Annotated in this window: 16 protein-coding genes; 6 read left to right on the top strand and 10 right to left on the bottom strand. The window is 63.4% G+C overall.

What is annotated here, in order from left to right; genetic code table 11:
* Nucleotides 1-815: HlyD family secretion protein (locus ACESNB_RS12360; RefSeq protein WP_373007731.1), on the bottom strand; the 815-nt coding region annotated here is incomplete at its 3' end.
* Nucleotides 816-1,193: 378 nt separating this feature from the next.
* Here ACESNB_RS12360 and ACESNB_RS12355 point away from each other — a divergent pair.
* Both ACESNB_RS12355 and ACESNB_RS12350 read left to right on the top strand, forming a co-directional pair.
* Entirely contained in the window at nucleotides 1,194-2,621 is a 1,428-nt protein-coding gene (locus ACESNB_RS12355; protein WP_373007729.1) for an aldehyde dehydrogenase family protein, read from the top strand.
* Nucleotides 2,622-2,654: 33 nt separating this feature from the next.
* Nucleotides 2,655-3,959 carry a 3-hydroxyacyl-CoA dehydrogenase NAD-binding domain-containing protein gene (locus ACESNB_RS12350; protein WP_373007727.1) on the top strand — a complete coding sequence of 435 codons (1,305 nt, stop codon included), beginning with the start codon at nucleotides 2,655-2,657 and terminating at the stop codon, nucleotides 3,957-3,959.
* A 21-nt stretch (nucleotides 3,960-3,980) separates the two neighbouring features.
* Here the strand turns inward: ACESNB_RS12350 and ACESNB_RS12345 are convergent, their stop codons facing one another.
* The 4 genes from ACESNB_RS12345 to ACESNB_RS12330 form a co-directional block, all read right to left on the bottom strand.
* On the bottom strand, nucleotides 3,981-7,205 hold the full coding sequence (locus ACESNB_RS12345) for an efflux RND transporter permease subunit (RefSeq protein WP_373007725.1): 3,225 nt from the start codon (nucleotides 7,203-7,205) through the stop codon (nucleotides 3,981-3,983).
* A complete protein-coding gene (locus ACESNB_RS12340) occupies nucleotides 7,202-8,278 on the bottom strand; it encodes an efflux RND transporter periplasmic adaptor subunit (protein ID WP_373007723.1) in 1,077 nt (358 codons plus the stop codon). The genes ACESNB_RS12345 and ACESNB_RS12340 overlap by 4 nt, the downstream gene beginning before the upstream one ends.
* A 177-nt stretch (nucleotides 8,279-8,455) precedes the next feature.
* Entirely contained in the window at nucleotides 8,456-9,484 is a 1,029-nt protein-coding gene (locus tag ACESNB_RS12335; RefSeq protein ID WP_373007721.1) for a zinc transporter ZntB, read from the bottom strand.
* Nucleotides 9,485-10,993, bottom strand: a complete 1,509-nt coding sequence (locus ACESNB_RS12330) for an amidase (RefSeq protein WP_373007719.1) — start codon at nucleotides 10,991-10,993, stop codon at nucleotides 9,485-9,487.
* Between the two features lie 113 nt (nucleotides 10,994-11,106).
* Between ACESNB_RS12330 and ACESNB_RS12325 the strand changes: the two genes are divergently transcribed.
* Nucleotides 11,107-11,913, top strand: a complete 807-nt coding sequence (locus tag ACESNB_RS12325) for an aminoglycoside phosphotransferase family protein (protein ID WP_373007717.1) — start codon at nucleotides 11,107-11,109, stop codon at nucleotides 11,911-11,913.
* Here ACESNB_RS12325 and ACESNB_RS12320 read toward each other — a convergent pair.
* On the bottom strand, nucleotides 11,906-12,493 hold the full coding sequence (locus ACESNB_RS12320) for a superoxide dismutase family protein (protein WP_373007715.1): 588 nt from the start codon (nucleotides 12,491-12,493) through the stop codon (nucleotides 11,906-11,908). The two genes, ACESNB_RS12325 and ACESNB_RS12320, sit on opposite strands and share 8 nt — an antisense overlap.
* A gap of 70 nt (nucleotides 12,494-12,563) precedes the next feature.
* Between ACESNB_RS12320 and ACESNB_RS12315 the strand changes: the two genes are divergently transcribed.
* Nucleotides 12,564-13,292: a TlyA family RNA methyltransferase gene (locus tag ACESNB_RS12315; RefSeq protein WP_373007713.1), complete on the top strand. Its 729-nt coding sequence runs from the start codon at nucleotides 12,564-12,566 to the stop codon at nucleotides 13,290-13,292.
* Here ACESNB_RS12315 and ACESNB_RS12310 read toward each other — a convergent pair.
* Nucleotides 13,289-14,053: a hypothetical protein gene (locus ACESNB_RS12310; RefSeq protein WP_373007711.1), complete on the bottom strand. Its 765-nt coding sequence runs from the start codon at nucleotides 14,051-14,053 to the stop codon at nucleotides 13,289-13,291. The two genes, ACESNB_RS12315 and ACESNB_RS12310, sit on opposite strands and share 4 nt — an antisense overlap.
* A 117-nt stretch (nucleotides 14,054-14,170) precedes the next feature.
* On the opposite strand from ACESNB_RS12310, the gene ACESNB_RS12305 reads away from it, so the two are divergent.
* Nucleotides 14,171-15,244: a class I SAM-dependent methyltransferase gene (locus tag ACESNB_RS12305; RefSeq protein ID WP_373007709.1), complete on the top strand. Its 1,074-nt coding sequence runs from the start codon at nucleotides 14,171-14,173 to the stop codon at nucleotides 15,242-15,244.
* Here the strand turns inward: ACESNB_RS12305 and aroC are convergent.
* Nucleotides 15,241-16,332 carry a chorismate synthase gene (gene aroC, locus ACESNB_RS12300; protein ID WP_373007707.1) on the bottom strand — a complete coding sequence of 364 codons (1,092 nt, stop codon included), beginning with the start codon at nucleotides 16,330-16,332 and terminating at the stop codon, nucleotides 15,241-15,243. The genes ACESNB_RS12305 and aroC overlap by 4 nt on opposite strands.
* Nucleotides 16,333-16,413: 81 nt before the next feature.
* Between aroC and pdxH the strand changes: the two genes are divergently transcribed.
* Complete coding sequence (pdxH, locus tag ACESNB_RS12295; RefSeq protein WP_373007733.1) at nucleotides 16,414-17,070, top strand: pyridoxamine 5'-phosphate oxidase; 657 nt, start codon at nucleotides 16,414-16,416, stop codon at nucleotides 17,068-17,070.
* Nucleotides 17,071-17,072: 2 nt separating this feature from the next.
* Here pdxH and ACESNB_RS12290 read toward each other — a convergent pair whose 3' ends face one another.
* Both ACESNB_RS12290 and ACESNB_RS12285 read right to left on the bottom strand, forming a co-directional pair.
* A complete protein-coding gene (locus ACESNB_RS12290) occupies nucleotides 17,073-17,522 on the bottom strand; it encodes a glyoxalase superfamily protein (protein ID WP_373007705.1) in 450 nt (149 codons plus the stop codon).
* Between the two features lie 203 nt (nucleotides 17,523-17,725).
* A partial coding sequence (locus ACESNB_RS12285; protein WP_373007703.1) for a glycerophosphodiester phosphodiesterase family protein occupies nucleotides 17,726-18,479 on the bottom strand: 754 nt, incomplete at its 5' end.

Here is an 18,479-nt window from a genome sequence, read left to right as displayed (position 1 = left end):
GTCCGTTCGCCTGCATCAAAAAACGTCTCATCCACGACGCCATCGATGGGGCTGCGGATCTGGTGCTTCTCGATGATCACCTTTTGGCCTTCGGTCTGGGCTCTGGCACGTTGCAGGGCCGCTTCCAGGATGTTCAGGTCGTGTTCGACGAGGGATGCGTCGCTTTTGGAAATCACCGCTTCACGCTCTTTCGCTGACGATGATGACAGACGGGCTTCGGCCCCACGCAGGTTCTGTTGTGCCGCCAGTCGCTTGTTTTGGGCCTGCTCCCAGACGTTTTGTGTGATCAGTCCGGTTTCCTTGAGCCGCAGCTCACGATCATAGTCTTGCTGCGCAGCCGTCAGGTCAGCTTTGGCCGCCTCTACTGCAGCCCGTGCGGATTGCACATCGGCGCGGCTGGCGTCGATGTGCGTGCCGGACCGCGAGCCGACAAGACCGAGCTGTGTTCGCTCCCGGTCGATTTGCGCGGCAAGGCCATCTTCTTCGGCCAGGTATTCCGCCAGCAAGTGCCGGGCCTCCCGGTCGTCGATCTGGTAGAGGAGGTCTCCGGTTTTTACCCTGTCTCCGGAGGCGACATAGGCGGCTGTGATATTGCCTGAGACGTCGGCTGATACGGACAGGATGTCGGCGGCAATTTGGGCGTCGGACGTGGACACGTAGTGAGAGCGATCAATCAGCCAGGCACTGACCAGCGCGATTCCAAGCAGCAGCGACGTGATCGCGAGAATCAAGCGTGGGGCCAGAAGGCGGTTGCGCCAGCCGAGGGGCATCACCCATTTGGATTTATACTCTTTTCGGATGGTCTTCTGGTCCATATGTTTTCCCGTGAGCTGCCGAAATTTTCCGTCGATCCTCTTCAAACACGTGTGGCAGGACAATTTGCCGCCCGCGTTTCAAAAAAGGCAAGATTGACGTTGGGGCGGCGTTTCCGTCCAATCGCTCCGGGCGAAACGAAGTCGCTTGACCGCTGCGCGGCGATTGTGGATTGGTTAACCACCATTTCAGCGTCTGCAATCTCTGCGAATAGGTCCGGGCGTCGAAAAACCTCCCGGCCATTCAAGGCTGCCGTAGGGACCCGACTGGCGAAAGCGTCAGCTTTCTGCTTCAGTCCCTCGCGACAAGGCGCTGGCGCGATATTCAGGCGACCAGCCCGAACACGCCGAGACAAGGCACCATTCCGGAGGACCACACGCATGACCGACCTAAGCATCACGATGACCATCAATGGCCAGGCTGTTTCAGGCTCCGAGACGTTCGATGTCGAGAACCCCGCGACCGGCCAGGCCTTCGCCAAGGCGCCAGATTGCACCAAGGCCGACCTTGATGAGGCGGTTGCGGCCGCCCGTGCGGCGCTTCCGGCATGGAAAGCCACGCCGATCGCAAAGCGCCGCGAACTGCTCAACGCCATGGCGGGCGTGATCATGCAGAACCTGCCCGAGCTGTCGCGACTGCTGACGCGCGAGCAGGGCAAGCCGCATCCGGATGCCGAGGGCGATGTTGGCGGCGGTGCCTTCTGGCTGATGGAATCCTCGAAACACGAAATTCCGGAACACGTCTCGGAAGACTCCGCTGAGCGCCATGCCGTCACGCGCTATGGCCCGATTGGTGTGGTTGCGGCCATAGTGCCATGGAACTTCCCGATTATCCTCGCCTCATTCAAGCTTGGCCCGGCCTTGCTGGCGGGCAACACGGTTGTCCTGAAACCGGCCCCAACGACACCGCTGACCACGTTGCGCATTGGCGAACTCCTGCGCGGCGTGCTGCCCGACGGCGTGCTCAACGTGATCTCCGGGTCGGACCGCCTCGGCCCCTGGCTGACGGCCCATCCGGGCGTCGACAAGGTCAGCTTCACCGGCTCGACCCAGACCGGCAAGAAGGTCATGGAAAGCGCGGCGCATTCGCTGAAGCGGGTAACGCTGGAACTCGGCGGCAATGATCCGGCCATCGTGATGCCGGACGTGGATGTGGAGAAGGTCGCTGAAGACCTGTTCTGGGCGGCGTTCCGCAATACCGGCCAGATATGCATCGCTACCAAGCGCATGTATATTCACAAGGACATCTACGAACCGCTCAAGGCCGCCATCGTCGCCTACGCCAAGACCGTGAAGGTCGGGGATGGGGCAGAGCAGGGCACGCAGATCGGCCCGATCCAGAATTCAGCCCAGTACAAGCGCGTGCTCGAGCTGATCCAGGACGCCAAGGACAATGACTACAAGTTCCTGATCGGCGGCGATGCAGCCGACGTGCCGGGCTATTTCGTGCCGATTACCATTCTCGACAACCCGCCTGAGTCTGCGCGCATCGTGCAGGAAGAGCAGTTCGGCCCGGTCCTGCCATTACTCAAGTTCGACAATCTGGATGAAGTGGTCGCGCGCGCGAATGACAGCGAGTACGGGCTCGGCGCCTCAATCTGGTCGAGCGATATTGCGCGGGCGCAGGAGATTGCCACAAGCCTTCAGGCTGGCACGGTCTGGATCAATGAGAGCCAGCATCTCAGTCCGCATGCGGCCTTTGGCGGCTTCAAACAATCGGGCATCGGCGTTGAAGGCGGACAGGAAGGTGTGCTGGAATTCTGCCAGGCCCAGACCGTCTTCACACGCAAACCACAGCCTGCCGCCTGAGTACAGACTATATATGACAATGAGGAAACAGACATGACACAAGCCCGCGAAATGACCCCTGAACAGGTCTCCGCCCATATCGCCGAATCCGGCCGCAAGGCGTGGGACGTTCCTGACGTGCCAGCCAGCACGCCGCGCCGCCAGATCAAGACTGTCGGCATTATTGGTGCCGGCACGATGGGCGGCGGCATCTCGATGAACTTCGCTACGGCCGGGTTCGAGGTCCGTATTCTCGAGACGAAACAGGAAGCCCTGGACCGGGGCATCGGCGTCGTGCGCGGCAATTACCAGCGCAGCGCCGACAAGGGCCGCTTTCCGCAGGACGAGGTCGAAACGCGCATGGGCCGGATACAGGGCACGCTCGACATGGAAAGCCTAGCCGACTGCGATCTCGTCATCGAAGCCGTGTTCGAGGACATGGATATCAAGAAAAAGATCTTCACCGATCTTGACCGGATCATGAAGCCGGGCGCGATCCTGGCGACGAATACGTCCGCCCTGAACATTGACGAGATCGCCAGCGTGACGTCGCGTCCGGGCGACGTGATCGGCCTGCATTTCTTCTCGCCGGCCAATGTGATGAAACTGCTGGAGATCGTGCGGGCCGACAAGACAGCCGATGATGTCATTGCTACCTGCATGGACCTGGCTCGTGCGATCAACAAGATCGCAGTCCTGGTCGGCGTGTGCCCGGGCTTTGTCGGCAACCGCATCCTGTTCGCGCGTCAGGCGCAGGCGCAGAAACTCGTTAATGCCGGGGCCATGCCGTGGGATGTCGATGCTGCGCTGAATGCGTTCGGCTTCCGTATGGGGCCCTACCAGATGTCTGACCTCGCAGGCCTCGACATCGGCTGGAAGAAGGGCGCCAAGACGGCGAACCCGATCCGCGATGCGCTGTGCGAACTGGATCGCCGCGGGCAGAAAACCGGTGCCGGCTATTACGACTATGATGAGAGCCGCAAGCCGATCCCGTCAGAGGTGACCGCCGGCATAATCCGCAAGATCACTGGAGCCAGTGAGGGCAGTGCGCCCTCACAGGACGAGATCATCGCCACCTGTATCCATCCGATGATCAATGAAGGCCTCAAGATCCTCGAAGAGGAGATGGCCCAGCGCGCGTCCGACATCGATATTGTCTGGCTGAACGGCTATGGCTGGCCCGCCGACAAGGGCGGCCCGATGCTATATGGCGACATGGTCGGGGCCGACAAGGTGCTGGCGACGATGGAACGGCTGGGCGCAGAGGACGACCGGTTCAAGCCGGCGGCCACCTTGAAACGTCTCGCCCGTAATGGCGGACGGTTCACTGAAGTTCAGCCGGGCGTCACCGCCAGCTGAATTCGCGTGCAAGCAGCGAGTTTATTCCGCGGCCGGCAGGATCCGGTCGCGGTCTTCCTGTTTGTGACCGTCAGGCCGGATGTGCACTGCATCGGCCGGTTGGCGGCGCAATACGCGGTCACGCATGCGGCGGCCCCAACGGCCGACACGGTAAGGGACCAGCAGCCAGACTGGCGTGACTAGCAGGATCATGATCGTCGAGAAGGCAAGGCCGAACACAACGGCGGTTGCCAGTTGCACCCACCATTCCGATGACGCGCTGCCGAAATTGATCGCGCCGTGAGCAAAGTCCACGTTCAGCTGGAATACCATGGGTAGCAGGCCGCAGATCGTCGTGCCGGTGGTCAGCAGGATCGGACGGATGCGCTGGGCGGCCGTGGCGATCGCTGCGTATTCCGGCGAGCGCCCATCGCTGCGCAGGCGGTTATAGGTGTCGATCAGGACGATATTATTGTTCACCACGATGCCGGCGAGCGCGACGATCCCGGTTCCGATCATCAGGACCGAAATATAGGGCAGCATCAGCTGGATGCCGACCAGCACGCCAGCGGTCGAAATGATAACGGCCGTCAGTGTCAGCAGGACCTGCCAGAAATTGTTGAACTCCCACAGCAGGATGACGGCCATCATGAACAGGGCCGACAAGGCGGCGCCTGCGAAGAACGCGCCGGCATCGGCGGCATCTTCATCTGCGCCCTCGAACCGGATTTCCACAGATCCGGGAATATCCTGCTGTGCAATCCAGTCCTTCAGCCCTGCGACGATAGCGGCGCCTGCGCCTTGCTCGATCGCGTTGGCGCGGACGTCGATGACGCGCATGCCGTCACGGCGTTCGATCTGGCTGACACGCGGCGCGGGAACGCGCGTGACGAACAGAGACAGCGGCACATTGCCAGCCGGCGTCGCGATGCGAAGCTGGTCGATCGCTGTAGCGCTGCGGTCGCTCTGCGGGAAGCGGACGCGGATATCGACTTCGTCGGGCGCATCGTCAGGCCGGTAACGACCGACAAGGATACCGTTGGTGATCAGCTGAACAGCTGCGCCGACCTGCGAAATGTCGACGCCGAACTTGCCGGCTTCCGAACGATCCACGTCCAACTGGTATTCGATACCGGGGAGGGGACGTGTATCGTCAATCTCGTGCAATTCGCTCATGCTTTCGAGCTTCGTGCGCAGGAGCGCTGCGGTCTCATTCAGGGCGGCGGCATCTTCCGACAGGAGTGCGATCTGCACGTCCTTGCCAGCAGGCGGACCGTTTTCGCGGGCCTGTATCTGGTACCTGAGACCGGGAACAGCATCGAGCAACTCGCGGACATGGACAAGCGTCTCGCGCCCGTCATGCACACCGTCATCAGTCGCCAGATCGAGCAGGATCTGGCCGATCGTATCAACCGGAGGCGATGCGCCGCCGAAGCTGACCCCGCCTTCATTTGAATTGCCTGTCCGGGTCGAAATGTCTTCGATGCCGTCGACATGGCTGATCGCCGCTTCGGCGCGGCGAACGAGGACGGCTTCTTCTGCGGCCGACAGGCTGCCCTGTGCCTGGATAAAGACATAGGCTTGCTCCGGCTCGATATCGAGGAAGAGTTCGGACTTGTGCGGTGTCGCGCCGAACCACATGAAAATGAGGATCACTGAACCGATCGCGCCGACCGTTACCATCAATGGGCGCGCAATCAGGCCCTTGATGAGCCGGACATAGCCGCCGAGCCAGCCCTTGGCCTGTCCAGGATCAGCGTCGGCGGCGAGGGCCGCGAGGTCTTCGTTCGTGCCGCTCGGGCGGGCGCCGATCACGGAGCCGAGCACGGGCAGAAAGATCAGCGCCATCACGAGCGAGGCGGACAGAACGAAGATCAGCGTGATCGGCAGGTAGGCCATGAACTTGCCGGGCATCGAATTCCAGAACAGGAACGGCACGAAAGCAGCGAGCGTGGTCGCGTTGGAGGCAACAACGGGCCAGAACATGCGTTTGCCGGCGAGACCATAGGCTTCCTTGCGGTCGAGTCCTTCCGCCATCTTCCGGTCGGCATATTCCGTCACGACAATCGCGCCATCGACGAGGATACCGACGGCGATCACCATGCCGAACATGACCATCATGTTGATCGTGTAGCCAAAGGCGCCAAGGATCAGGAAGGCCATCACAAACGAGGCCGGGACCGAAATGCCGACGAGCAGGGCAGAGCGCCAGCCAAGTGCGGCGACGCAGATGATCATCACCAGCAACACAGCCGTGACGATCGAGCTCTGCAACTGGCCGAGTTGTTCGCCGATCAGTTCAGAGGCGTCCGACGTGACCTGTGCTTTCACGGTGGAAGGCCAGGTCTTCTCCTGTTCCTTGATTGTGTCGCGCACGAAGTTTGCCGTGTCGAGGATGTTTGCCCCGGTGCGCTTGACCACTTCGATGAGCAGTGCGGGCTGTCCGTTGAACGTCGCATAGCCCGTCGCATCCTTGTACGTGCGGCGTACGTCGGCCACGTCCGAAAGGGTCACGACCGAGTTTTCCGTGCGCCGGATGGGCAGGCTCAACGCGTCCTGTGCCGTACGGATCAGGCCGGAAACCTTGACCGCAAAACTGCCTTCGCCCGTATCAATCTGGCCGGCTGGCACGAGCTGGTTGTTCGCCGAAACGACCTGGTAGATTTCCTGGTAGGAAATATTGTAGGTCTCGAGCTTGACCGGATCGATGACGATTTCCAGCACATCTTCGCGGCGGCCAACGATACGTGCCTCAAGGATGCCGGCGTCCCGTTCAAGGCGATCTTGGAGATCCTCGGCGATCTCGTTCAGGCCGCGCTCGGGCGCGTCACCATACAGGTTCACCACCATAACAGGGAATTGCGCGGCGTTGACTTCAGTAATGATCGGTTCGCGTGCCTCTGCCGGGAAATAGCGCTTGGCCATGTCCACCTTGTCTTTGACGTCAAGGATGGCCTGGTCGATATCGGATGTCAGCTCGAATTCCAGGACAAGCTGGCCAGCGCCTTCGGCGCCATAGCCGCTGAAGGTCTTCAGGCCTTCGAGCGACTGGATTTCCTGCTCGATCGGCTTGACCAGAAGGCGCTCGGCATCTTCAGGCGTGACGCCGGCAAGCGGCACCGTGATGCCGACAAAGGGAATCTGGATGTCGGGGTCGGCTTCCTTGGGCAGGCCGATATAGGTGACCGTGCCGGCAATGATGGCGCACACGAGAATGGCGAGCACCATGCGTGCCCGGCCAATGGCACCATCGATCAAACTGTTCATTGTACGGCTCCACCAGCGGGAACGGGTTTCACTTTCACCCCTTCGCTGAGATAATCCTGGCCCATCGAGATGACGCGTGCCGTGTCGGGCAGGCCGGTCACCCAGGCGCCGCCGACGCCCTCGTCGATGACCATGACCGGCGCAAACTGTACCGTGTCATCCGCCTCGAGATAGCGCAGGCCAAGTTCGCCCGCGTCTGACAAGGTCAGCAGCGCTGGCGAGATCAATGTGGCGGGCACAGTGTCTACGGGCAGGATCAGCGAAGCGGAAACACCGGCTGGGACAACGGCATCGCCAGTTTCGAGTTCGGCTTCGACCAGGAAGGTACGCGTCGCTTCGCTCGCGGCACGCGAAATGTAGCGAACGCGAGCGGGATAGGATTCGCCGCTGGCCAATTGCGCTGTCGCGTCCATGCCGTGTTTCAGGCGACCGGCATATTCTTCGGATACTTCGGCCACGACGATGACCGGTGTCATGTCGACCATGACGCCGCAGGCTGCGCCGGGCGCAAGGAAGTCGCCGGCTTCGGCGAGGCGCGTCTCGAACACGCCGTCGAACGGTGCGCGTATCTGGGTTTTCGACAGCTCGACCTTCGCGCCATTCACGGAGGCCTCGGTCGCATCCAATGTCGCCTTTGCCGATGCTTCGCGGTTGGCGGGGGTCAGACCTTTCGCGGCGAGTGACTGCGCGGCGTCGAATTCGATCTTCGCGGAATCGCGCTGGGCCTCGGCCTGCTTCACTTGAGCACTGCGCGCCTCGACGTCGAGGCCGCAGAGAAGTGCACCCTTGCGCACGAAACTGCCTTCCCGCGCGGGCGTCGCAACCACGGTGCCGGTCGTTCCTGCCTTGACCGTGACGGCCTTGTCAGGCGCTGTCCGGCCTTTGGCCTCAAGCACGACAAGGTGCATTGAACTGGACACGTTTTCGACAATCGCCTCGGGGGTTTTGGACGCGGTATCGGCCACGACGGCGTCGCTCTGTGAGCTGATACTTCCGCGCATGACGCTGCGAATACCAAAATACGCAACTATAACAACGAGAAGACTGGTGGCGATGGCGACAGAACGGTTCACTGAATATGTCTTCCCGGGGATTGGTTTTTGCCAATATAGGTTCGTGCGCCGCTGAGGTAAGCGCCACTTCGAGCTTTAACTACGTCAACATCATTGAATTATAACGAAAGCACTGCATCGTTTTCGCAGCAGGTCGAAAGTTATGGTTAACACGTGACGCTGGGGAAGGGGGCGCTGTCAGATCCAGCGGCGCCAGCGGAACACCGCGAGCATGACGCCCGTGGCCACCACGAGCGCGACAATCAGGATACCGAATGCCATCGGACTGTCCACGCCGGGAATGCCGCCGACATTGACCCCGAACAGGCCTGTCACGAAGCTGATCGGCAGGAAGACGGCCGACAGGATCGACAGGACGAACAGGCGCTGGTTCATCAGGTCGGAGCGTTCTTCCATGATCTGTTCCTGCAGGACAACCGAGCGTTCGCGGATGGCATCAAGGTCTTCTGCGAGGCGGGTGACGCGGTCGACGGATTCCCGCAGGTAGAGGACATCCGTCTCGGAGAAGAACGCCGCCGCGCCGCCTTCGCGCACCAGCTGTGACAATGCCTCGCGCTGGGGCACGATATAGCGGCGCAGGGCCAATACCTTGCGGCGGAACTCGGCGAGCTCGGCGCGGCCGACGCGAACGTTCGGATCGAGGATGTCATCCTCGAAGCCATCGGCCTGTTCGTCGAACGCCGCGATTTCCGGTTCCATCCGGTTGGTCAATGCGTTGGCCAGCGCGGCCACGAGGCCGCCCGTTGAATGGGGTGCCTCACCGGCCTTGACCATTGCCTCGACGTCGCGTGTGGCCTGGATCGGTTTCGACCGCAGCGTGATCAACGTGCCCTCGCTCGCCCACATGCGAAGGGCCAGCATGTCTTCCAGCGCTTCGCCGGCATTGAGGTTCACGCCGCGCAGGTTGATCAGGAAACCTTTCCCGTGCCGCGACGATCGCGGGCGGGTATCTTCCTGCAACAGGGATTGCGCGGCCAGTTTGTCGAGCCCGCTCTTGCGGTACAGCCATCCCTGCGCCTGGCGCGACAGGCGATTGAGGTGCAGCCAGACGCGCGCATATTTCGCGATGTCGCCCGATAGTACATCTTCCCATTTCAGCGGTGTGGCCGCGCCATCGGCCGCGAACCCGAAACCGAACAGGAAGGGCTCGATGCCAAGGACATCGTCCGTATCAGCGCTGGTCACAGGTGCGGGCTCGATAATCATCTAGCTGGCTACAACGCCCGGCAGCCTGTCGGCCCATGGCCGGGCCGTTTCCAGTTCCAGCGCGAGTTCGAACAGCAGCGCGTCATCACCTTTCTTGCCGGAGAACATCGAGCCGATAGGCAGGCCTGATGGCGACCATGACAGCGGAACGCTCATCGAGGCGCTGCCGGCCACGTTCATCGGCGCGGTGAAGGCGGCAAAGTTCAGGACGCTCTCCATCACCTTGTCGAAATCGCCGTCGGGGGCCTGGTCGCCGATATGGACCGCCGGGCTGCCTGTCACAGGCGACAGCATGAGGTCCATCGAGTCGAACCACGCATTGTATTGCTGCTCGAACGCCAGGAGGTAGCCGACGGTTGCCGGCATCTCGGCCTGTCGCGCCTGCGCGCGGGCCGCCAGTCCCAGTGTCCAGGGCTCGACAATGTCCGGGCCGATAGGTTTGCCGGAATAGGCGCTGGCCTGCTGGGCAAAGGCTGCGGCGCCGGCGGCCCAGTAGAGCAGGAATTTGTCGGTAAACTCAACGCCATCCATGGGCGGCGTAAAGTCGACGATTTCATGGCCGAGATCGCGGCAGAGTTGCGCCACCTCGTCCAGCGCAGCCCGCGTCTCAGGGGCGACCGGTGTGCCGCTGACGGATTCCGGCGCATAGCCGATCCGCAGGCGGCGCGTCAGGGGCGTCAGGTTCCCCAGCGGTGTGAATGTGCCGTCATTGACCTGCGCCATGCGGAACAGGTTGATGGAATCCCGCACACTGATGGTCACGGCGTGGTTCACAGATATGTCGACCGGTGGTGGCGGTCCGGGCTCACGCGATGGCAGTTGTCCGCGCGATGGCTTCAGGCCGAACACGCCGCACGTGCTGGCCGGTATGCGGATCGAGCCGCCGCCATCACTGGCATGCGCAAAGGGCACGACGCGCGCCGCAACGAGTGCGGCCGATCCGCCGGACGATCCGCCCGGAATGCGGCTCAGGTCCCACGGGTTGCGTGTTGCGCCGGTGACCAGGGGTTCGGTTGACGAGGTCAGGCCCATTTCAGGCGTGGTGCTCTTGCCGAGCGAGACGACGCCTGCAGCGCGCCATTTCTCGGCAAAGGGGGAATCTGCGCCCGAAATGTTGCCGCGGAAAGCGCGGCTGCCCCACAGGGTTTGCGTACCCTTCCAGTCCAGCAGGTCCTTGATGAAGGTGGGCACGCCGGCAAAAGCGCCGGTCATCGGCAACAGCGCCTCGGCGCGTGCCTGTTCGAACGTCTTGGTTGCGATGGCGTTGATCTGACCGTTGACTGACTCGGCCCGTGCGATGGCCGCGAGAACCTGCGCTTCCGATGTCGTGTCGCCTGCCGCAATGGCAGCGGCCATGGCGGTGCCGTCCATGCGGACTGGCACAGCCGGCGGTGGGGTTTCGGCGACAACGGGCGCGGTGCCAGGCGTCGCCTTTTTGGGACCGCAGGCGGCTAGGGTGGCAAGTGCACTTCCGCCCAATAGGGCGCTGCGTCGGGTCATTCGGGTCATTGGTGTGTCCTCCCACGTCTTTTTCTTATGGGGCACACCGTGTATCGGTCCGCTGGCGCGCGCAAGAGGATGATACGATAACAGCAGACGCCCCCGCATCGCCGCAGGCTGAGGTGGAGATCGCGCCGGACCTGTTGCGCGCGCTGCTGCACGACCAGCACGCCGACCTGGCGCGCCTGCCGCGCCGGGCGATTGCCGAAGCCTTGCTGAAGAACGAGCAGGCATGGCTGCCCCGGCTTGCCCCCAGCCTGCCGCTGCCGATTCCGGCGCCGCTCCGAACGGGCATGCCGGGCGCAGGCTATCCCTTTGTCTGGAGCATCCTGCCCTGGATCGAAGGCGAGGCGGCCGACCTCGCGTCGCCGGATTCGTTGGAGGCGCCCGTACTGGCTCGCTTCCTCAAGACCGTGCACCAGCCTGCGCCAGCCGATGCGCCGAGGAATGCCGCGCGCGACTGTCCGCTCACCGGCAAGCAGGCGGATACCGAACGGCGGATGGCGATCCTGAAGCGGGAGACGGATGCCATCACACCCGCGATCAAACAGGCCTGGTCCGAAGCCCTCACCGCGCCGATGGATGTGACGCCCACCTGGGTTGCCGGGGACGTCCATGCGCGCAACGTGCTGGTCCATCAGGGCAAGCTCGCCGCCTTCATCGATTGGGGTGACATGTGCGTCGGGGACGCCGCGACAGACCTGGCGTCTGTCTGGTCGCTGTTCGCGGAGTACCGGGCGCGCGCCGAGGCCGTGGCGGCCTATGGCATGTCAGGCGCGACGTGTTCGCGCGCCAGGGGATGGCCCGTATTCTATGGGGTTGTCCTGCTTGAAACAGGACGGCGGGACACGCCGCGCCATGCTGCCATGGGCGAGGCCATCCTGCGCCGCCTGTCTCAGGATGTCGGGCTTTCGGGCCGCCCTATTTGATGACGCCGCAGGCCACGCGCCCGCCGGCCCCGCCGATGGGCTGGCTCATGTGGTCGTCCTCGCCTTCATGGATCAGGATCGCTGATCCGTCGGCGTCGGTCAGGTCTGACATCTGCGTCAGCGTCGTGAACGCTTCATAGCCTGCCGCGCCATCCGCGCCTGCCCAGATGTTCGGAATGTCGCCGCCCTCGGGACCTTTCGGATTGAGCAGGCCATGGCCGCTGTCGATCATGCCGACATGACCGCCGGAGGCCTTGAACGTGCCGATATCGGAACAGTCGCCCACCCTGTGCAGGTGCAGGCCGTGCCAGCCTGGTGTCAGGCCGCCGGGCGCAATTTCCACGCGGAGCAGGATGCCATTTGGACCGCCGAGCAGATTGGCCGTGCCGATCTCGGTGCCTTCGCCGCCAATGATCGACGCTGTCGACCGCATCATCGAGGGATAGACGCCGTCCGCCGGTCCGGGCATCTCTGCGACGGCCGGCAACGGCTCATCCGGCAATTCCTGCGGCTGGGCGGCCTCCTGGCTGCAGGCAGCGAGGGAAAGGGCAAAGAGCCCGATGGCAATCCGGTCAAACATGGGCTGTCTCCTGTCGATATTGAAACCATTATAGGGCACAACGCATGAATTGCAGGGGAAGTTTCATTAAATGAAAGAGCGGGCCGATAAACTCCTCGTGTCCCTCGGCCATTTTGACAGCCGGGCAGGCGCGCGTGCCGCCATCGAGGCAGGCCGGGTCACCGCCAATGGCGTCACCGTTTCCAAGCCCTCGCAGATGATCTCGGACGATGATGCGATCACCGCCGAGCCCGCCCATCCTTACGTCTCGCGCGGCGGGCTGAAGCTCGTGCATGCGCTTGAGGTTTTCGGTGTCGATCCGGCGGGGCGCCGCTGCCTCGATATCGGCGCGTCGACCGGCGGCTTCACGGATGTGCTGCTGCGGGCGGGCGCTGTGCACGTCACCGCCATCGATGTTGGCCGTGAGCAGTTCCATGCTTCCCTGCGCGGCCACGCGCGCGTGACCTCGCTGGAGGCCCAGGACGCGCGCACCCTCACCGCCGCGATGATGCCTGGGCCGCCGAGCCTGCTTGTCTGCGATGCCAGCTTCATCGGACTTGAGAAACTGCTGGAGGTCCCGCTCAGCCTCGCGGCTTCCGGCGCTGATTTTGTTGGCCTGTTCAAGCCGCAATTTCAGGTGGGCCGTGCCCATGTCGGCAAGGGCGGGCTGGTCACGGATGCCGCGGCCACCGAACAGGCCGCCGGTGCGTTTGCCGAATGGATGAACGAAAAAGGCTGGCCCATCCATGCCTGGACGGCCAGCCCGATTTCAGGCGGCGACGGCAATGCCGAACGCCTGTTTCACGCGGTCAGGGCTTAATAGCCGTAGAGTTCCTGATCCTGCGCGCGGTCGCCCACCACGCGCCAGGTTTCGGTCGGACTATTGCGGCAGGCGAGCACGTGCTCGCCGTACTGATAGATCGTGCGGCACTCTTCCTGACCATAGGCCTGTTCGCCGTAATAGGGCTGGGTCTCGTAGCCCTGGTCGGAATAGCCGTCATTGTCGCCGGATGAGGCCGGATAGGCACGCGGCGGCGGGGGCGTGGCTGGGTAGCGCGGTTGCATCACTTCCGGACCGCCATAGAGGCCGTCGGTCGTGCGCGGAATGGAGCCGCCCTGATTATAGCCGCCCTGGTATGTGTTTGAAGGCTGGTAGGGCGTCGGACCGGCGGCCCCGCAATTCGCGCTGGAGCTGCTCGCCATTTCGCTGCCGGCAATGCCGCCGACGAGCGCACCCAGCAACGCGCCTACGACAACCTGGTCGCTATTGTCGCTGCTGCGGGAATGGCCGCGATTGTAGTTTCGTCCGTAGCCGCGATCATATCCGCGGCCATGCCCACGATACCCGCGGCGACCACGATAATGGTCGTCATTGCCATCTATGTTATTGCCGATGGCGCCGCCGATCAGGCCGCCGATCAGGGCGCCTGCCACGCCGCCGGCGAGCTTGTCGTCGCCGCGCTGGCGTTCGCATGCCGTGTTCTGCGGCGCATAGCCATACCCCGCCTGTGCAGCGGCTGTTTCAGGAACCGCCAGCGCCAAAAGGGCTGCGGCTCCGGCGAGAAGCGATAGTTTCATCATCGCATGTCTCCTTTTTGGCAGGCACGATGCCGCCAGACTAAAGTCCATCATCGCAAGGCCAACCTGAACCGGGCCTGAAGGCTGGACGCGCCTCCTGCTGCGTCCCATATTGCCTGCATGGGACTGCTCAGTATCGCCTCGAAAACGGCTGCACGCGCACGCTATGCTGCGGAACAGGGCCTGCGCTCGGCCTGGTATGGCGCGCAGATGTCTGCCGCCCGGCGCAATGTTGGCGGCTTCAACCGGGCAGGCGAACCGAAATTCGAGCCGACACGTGGCACACCGGACATGGCGGCGCTGCGCAAAGCCTATGTTGATCTCTTCATCCAGGACCGGCTGAACGCGGAAGCGGGCCTGTATCCGGCGCCGCATGATGTGCGGGTGCGCGACCTGCCCAATGCGCTGAAATCGGCCCGGGCCTTTCGCGCCGATGTCGCTGAAGTGGACCGGCGGCGTCAGGCCCGCGACGGCACCGAAATCCGAGAAACGCTGCCTAAAGGCTCGAACCGGTATCCGGACTATTACCGCCAGAATTTCCACTACCAGTCGGGCGGCTGGTTCACCGACGAGAGCGCCGAACTTTACGACACGCAGGTCGAGGCGCTGTTCACGGGAACGGCGGATGCGATGCGCCGGGCGGCGCTGGCCGAGATTTCACGCGAATTGAAAGGCCGCGACCAGCGCAATGTCAGCCTGCTCGACCTTGCCTGCGGCAATGGCCGTTTCCTGTCGCGGGTGATGAGCGTGTATCCGCGCCTTCAGGCGAGCGGTCTGGACCTTTCGCCGAGCTATACCGACGCGGCGCGCAAGCGGCTGGCGCGCTGGCCTCAGGTGAGCGTGCTGCATGAGGCCGCCGAGGCCATGCCGATTCCGGATGCCAGTCTCGACATGATCGTGTCGGTGTTCCTGTTCCATGAATTGCCGCCGGAGGTGCGCGAGCAGGTGCTGGCTGAAGTGGCCCGCGTTCTGAAACCGGGCGGCTTGTTCATCCTCGCCGACAGTACGCAGTTCGGCGATTATCCGGAGATGGACGGCCTGCTGGAATATTTCCCGCACGGCTTCCACGAGCCCTATTACGAGACCTACCTGTCATGGGACTTGGCGGCATCCTGCGGCGCCGCGGGCCTCACCGCCGAACGCGAAACACTCGCCTTCCTCACCAAGGTCACGACCTGGCGCAAGCCGGCCTAGCGGCCGGTCTGGCCCCGGTGACGCAGTTTCGCGTCGGCCAGAACACAGGCCATCATTGCCTCGGCGACCGGCACGGCGCGAATGCCGACACATGGGTCGTGGCGTCCGACAGTGCGCACGTCGACGTCCTCGCCATCGCGGGTGACGGATTTCACTTCGTTGAGGATGGACGAGGTCGGCTTGATCGCGATGCGGACCACCACGTCCTGCCCGGTCGAGATGCCGCCTGCCACGCCGCCATTATTGTTGGCGAGGAAGCGGACGCCGTCATTGCCGGCGCGCATCTCGTCGGCATTCTGTTCGCCGCTGAAGGCGGCGGCCGCAAAGCCTGCGCCTATCTCGACGCCCTTGACGGCGTTGATGCTCATCATCGCGCCGGCGAGTTCGGCGTCGAGCTTGCCATAGACCGGTGCGCCCCAGCCGGCGGGCACGCCGCTGGCATGCACTTCGACAATGGCGCCGGCCGAGCTGCCGGACTTGCGGGTGGCATCGAGGAAGGTTTCCCATTGGGCCGCCATGTCGGCATCAGGGCACCAGAACGGGTTCTTTTCCGTCTGCTCCCAATTCCATTTTGCGCGGTCGATGGCGTGTGGGCCGATTTGCACGACGGCACCGCGAAGGGTGATGCCATTGCCAATTGCGCAGCGGGCCACGGCGCCGGCCGCGACGCGGGATGCCGTTTCGCGGGCACTCGAGCGCCCGCCGCCGCGATAGTCGCGCACGCCGTATTTCGCGTCATAGGAGAAGTCGGCATGGCCGGGGCGATAGCTGTCGCGGATTTCGCTGTAATCCTTGGAGCGCTGGTCTGTGTTCTCGATCATCAGGGAAATCGGCGTTCCGGTGGTTACCGGCCCGCTGGTGCGGTCGTCCTCGAACACGCCGGACAGGATTTTGACGGCGTCCGGTTCCTGGCGCTGGGTGACGAAGCGTGACGTGCCGGGGCGGCGCTTGTCCAGGAAGCCCTGAATCCATTCAGGTGTCAGGGCCAGCCCCGGAGGGCAGCCGTCGACGACACAGCCAAGGGCTGGCCCGTGGCTCTCGCCCCAGGTGGTGACGCGGAACAGATGACCGAATGTATTGTGTGACATGTTGAGCCGCACCCCTCGTTAAAGCTCGCTGCCTCCTATATGAAAACAAGACGCCTAACAAATCCGCAAAAAGGGCCAGCCATCGTGTCTCCTGTGATTCCCCCGTCTCCCAGCGCTGCAGACTATGCCACGGAGCGTGACCGCCCCCTGATTCCCGTCGTGCCGGACCCGATCGCCTTTTTCCGGGACTGGATGGCCGAAGCGCGGGCGAAGGAGCCCAATGATTCCAACGCGATGTCGCTCGCCACGGTCGATTCCGACGGCATGCCGGACGTGCGGATCGTGCTGCTGAAGGAGATTTCCGAGGCCGGGTTCTCCTTCTTCACCAACCTTGAGAGCCAGAAAGGCCGGCAATTGGCGGAAAATCCCCGCGCCGCGCTTTGCCTGCACTGGAAGAGCCTGCGCCGCCAGGTGCGCATCCGCGGGAATATCACCCGCGTGTCAGAGGCTGAGGCCGACACCTATTTTGCTTCCCGCGCGGCCCAGAGCCGGATCAGCGCGATCGCGTCCGACCAGTCACGACCGCTGCCGGACCGCGCCGTTTTCGAGCAGCGCATCGCCGAGGTCTCGGAAGTCTATGGCGACGGGCCGGACATTCCCCGCCCCGAATTCTGGGGCGGGTTCCGGCTCGCGCCGACCGAGATCGAGTTCTGGCAGGATCAGGCCTTCCGCATGCATGACCGAGTGCGTTATACGCGGGCCGGTGATGGCTGGACGACGACGCGCCTGTATCCCTGAATTCAGACGATCCCGTTCGCGACGGACAGGATCCGCATGTGCGGATGGCCGTCGCTGGTCTTTGCCCATGACGAACCGTCTGCCGAGATCGTCGCCGTGACGCGCTGGCGGAAGGCCGAGAAGGACTCGAACTCGACGACGTCGACCGGCTTGTCAAAGTGCAGCGTGACCTCGAAGGCCGAACCGCCGCCAATGTCGCGCACGGCAAGGACCACCCCCACGAAGGGCTTCTTGAGATAGAGCCCGCTGACGCGGTCGCCGACCTGGACCGGCACTTCGGGCAGGTTGGAGAGGCGTGCCGAGGCGGTGTTCCAGTCGCGATAGCCGAGTTCGGCGGCGACGCGTTCAAGCGCCGCGGAATGCGAGATGGGCATTCCGGCCAGTGTCTCCACGGCGCGGATTTCGCGCGCACGGGCTTTCGCCTGTTCGCGCGTATTGATTGAGGGTGACATGAGAAAGATCCTTTGCCGTCATCCAGAAGCGGTCACGTCAGTGCGGGGGCTCGCCTTGCCGCAGGACCGCTGGAAGAGGTTCAGCATCCTGTTGGGTACAGGCGCCTTGCGGGGCCTGTGAGATCTTCACCTTCGGGATTGTGTCCCGGCGAGCGGCTGGTGTCTCAAACCGGGGCCGCAAATACGCCGGGATTAGCCTGACGTCAACGCCCGCACATGTCCCGGGCGAGGTCGTCGGATTTGAGTGCGGCGGCGACGCGGTAGGGCTCATCCGTGGCGAGCAGGACGAGGCCGTCATCGACAAGGTCCTGGTATTCGCTGGCATCGCCATCGGCCCAGTACTGGTCATCGAGACGTTCGCCCATGCGGCCGAGCGTGCCGAAAGCGGGCTCGACGCCTTCCCGGAGATCGCGGGCCCAGGCGGCAGCATCCGGTGAGTCCGTGCCGGTCCAGGCGACGAGGCGTGTGCGGTCGACGCCAAGGTCTTCGAGCCGGCCAATGTCGCGCGACCCCTTGGCCGAGGCAGTGAGCATCAGGTTCGGATCGGCGGCGGCGATCTCGGCGGCTTCGGAATCTGAATAGGAAATCAGGAGCACATTATCGTCGGCGCCGGCGGCGTTCACGGCGGCGGCGATATTGCGGAAACTGGTTGTCGGCTTGCGGTCGAGTTCGAGGATGGCGCCGGACTGTTTCGCCCAGAGCAGGACGTCGGTCAGCTTGGGCGGCGCGAAATCCGTCCGCTTGCCGTCATTGTCGACCATGCGGAGACCGGAGAGCTCGGCCCAGTCGGTGTCGGCAACATAGCCGTCGCCGGTTGTCGTGCGGTTGAGGCGGTTGTCATGCATCAGCAGCATGACGCCGTCGCGGCTCTCAGCCACGTCGATCTCGAACACGTTGATCCCGTTGGCAAAGCCGTGTTGCAGGGTTTCCAGCGTATTTTCGGGAAAACCGGGCGCG

The organism is Hyphomonas sp. (assembly GCF_041689225.1).
Taxonomy (GTDB): Bacteria; Pseudomonadota; Alphaproteobacteria; order Caulobacterales; family Hyphomonadaceae; genus Hyphomonas.
Note: the sequence above shows the minus strand (reverse complement) of the source record. Positions and strands in the feature narration are given on the sequence as shown.

Excerpts from the sequence above, each read along its gene's own strand:
- ACESNB_RS12330 (WP_373007719.1), bottom strand. The coding sequence starts at position 10,993 with ATGACCCGAATGACCCGACGCAGCGCCCTATTGGGCGGAAGTGCACTT.
- ACESNB_RS12350 (WP_373007727.1), top strand. The coding sequence starts at position 2,655 with ATGACACAAGCCCGCGAAATGACCCCTGAACAGGTCTCCGCCCATATC.
- ACESNB_RS12305 (WP_373007709.1), top strand. The coding sequence starts at position 14,171 with ATGGGACTGCTCAGTATCGCCTCGAAAACGGCTGCACGCGCACGCTAT.
- aroC (WP_373007707.1), bottom strand. The coding sequence starts at position 16,332 with ATGTCACACAATACATTCGGTCATCTGTTCCGCGTCACCACCTGGGGC.
- ACESNB_RS12355 (WP_373007729.1), top strand. The coding sequence starts at position 1,194 with ATGACCGACCTAAGCATCACGATGACCATCAATGGCCAGGCTGTTTCA.
- ACESNB_RS12345 (WP_373007725.1), bottom strand. The coding sequence starts at position 7,205 with ATGAACAGTTTGATCGATGGTGCCATTGGCCGGGCACGCATGGTGCTC.
- ACESNB_RS12290 (WP_373007705.1), bottom strand. The coding sequence starts at position 17,522 with ATGTCACCCTCAATCAATACGCGCGAACAGGCGAAAGCCCGTGCGCGC.
- ACESNB_RS12320 (WP_373007715.1), bottom strand. The coding sequence starts at position 12,493 with ATGTTTGACCGGATTGCCATCGGGCTCTTTGCCCTTTCCCTCGCTGCC.
- ACESNB_RS12335 (WP_373007721.1), bottom strand. The coding sequence starts at position 9,484 with ATGATTATCGAGCCCGCACCTGTGACCAGCGCTGATACGGACGATGTC.
- ACESNB_RS12315 (WP_373007713.1), top strand. The coding sequence starts at position 12,564 with ATGAAAGAGCGGGCCGATAAACTCCTCGTGTCCCTCGGCCATTTTGAC.
- ACESNB_RS12310 (WP_373007711.1), bottom strand. The coding sequence starts at position 14,053 with ATGATGAAACTATCGCTTCTCGCCGGAGCCGCAGCCCTTTTGGCGCTG.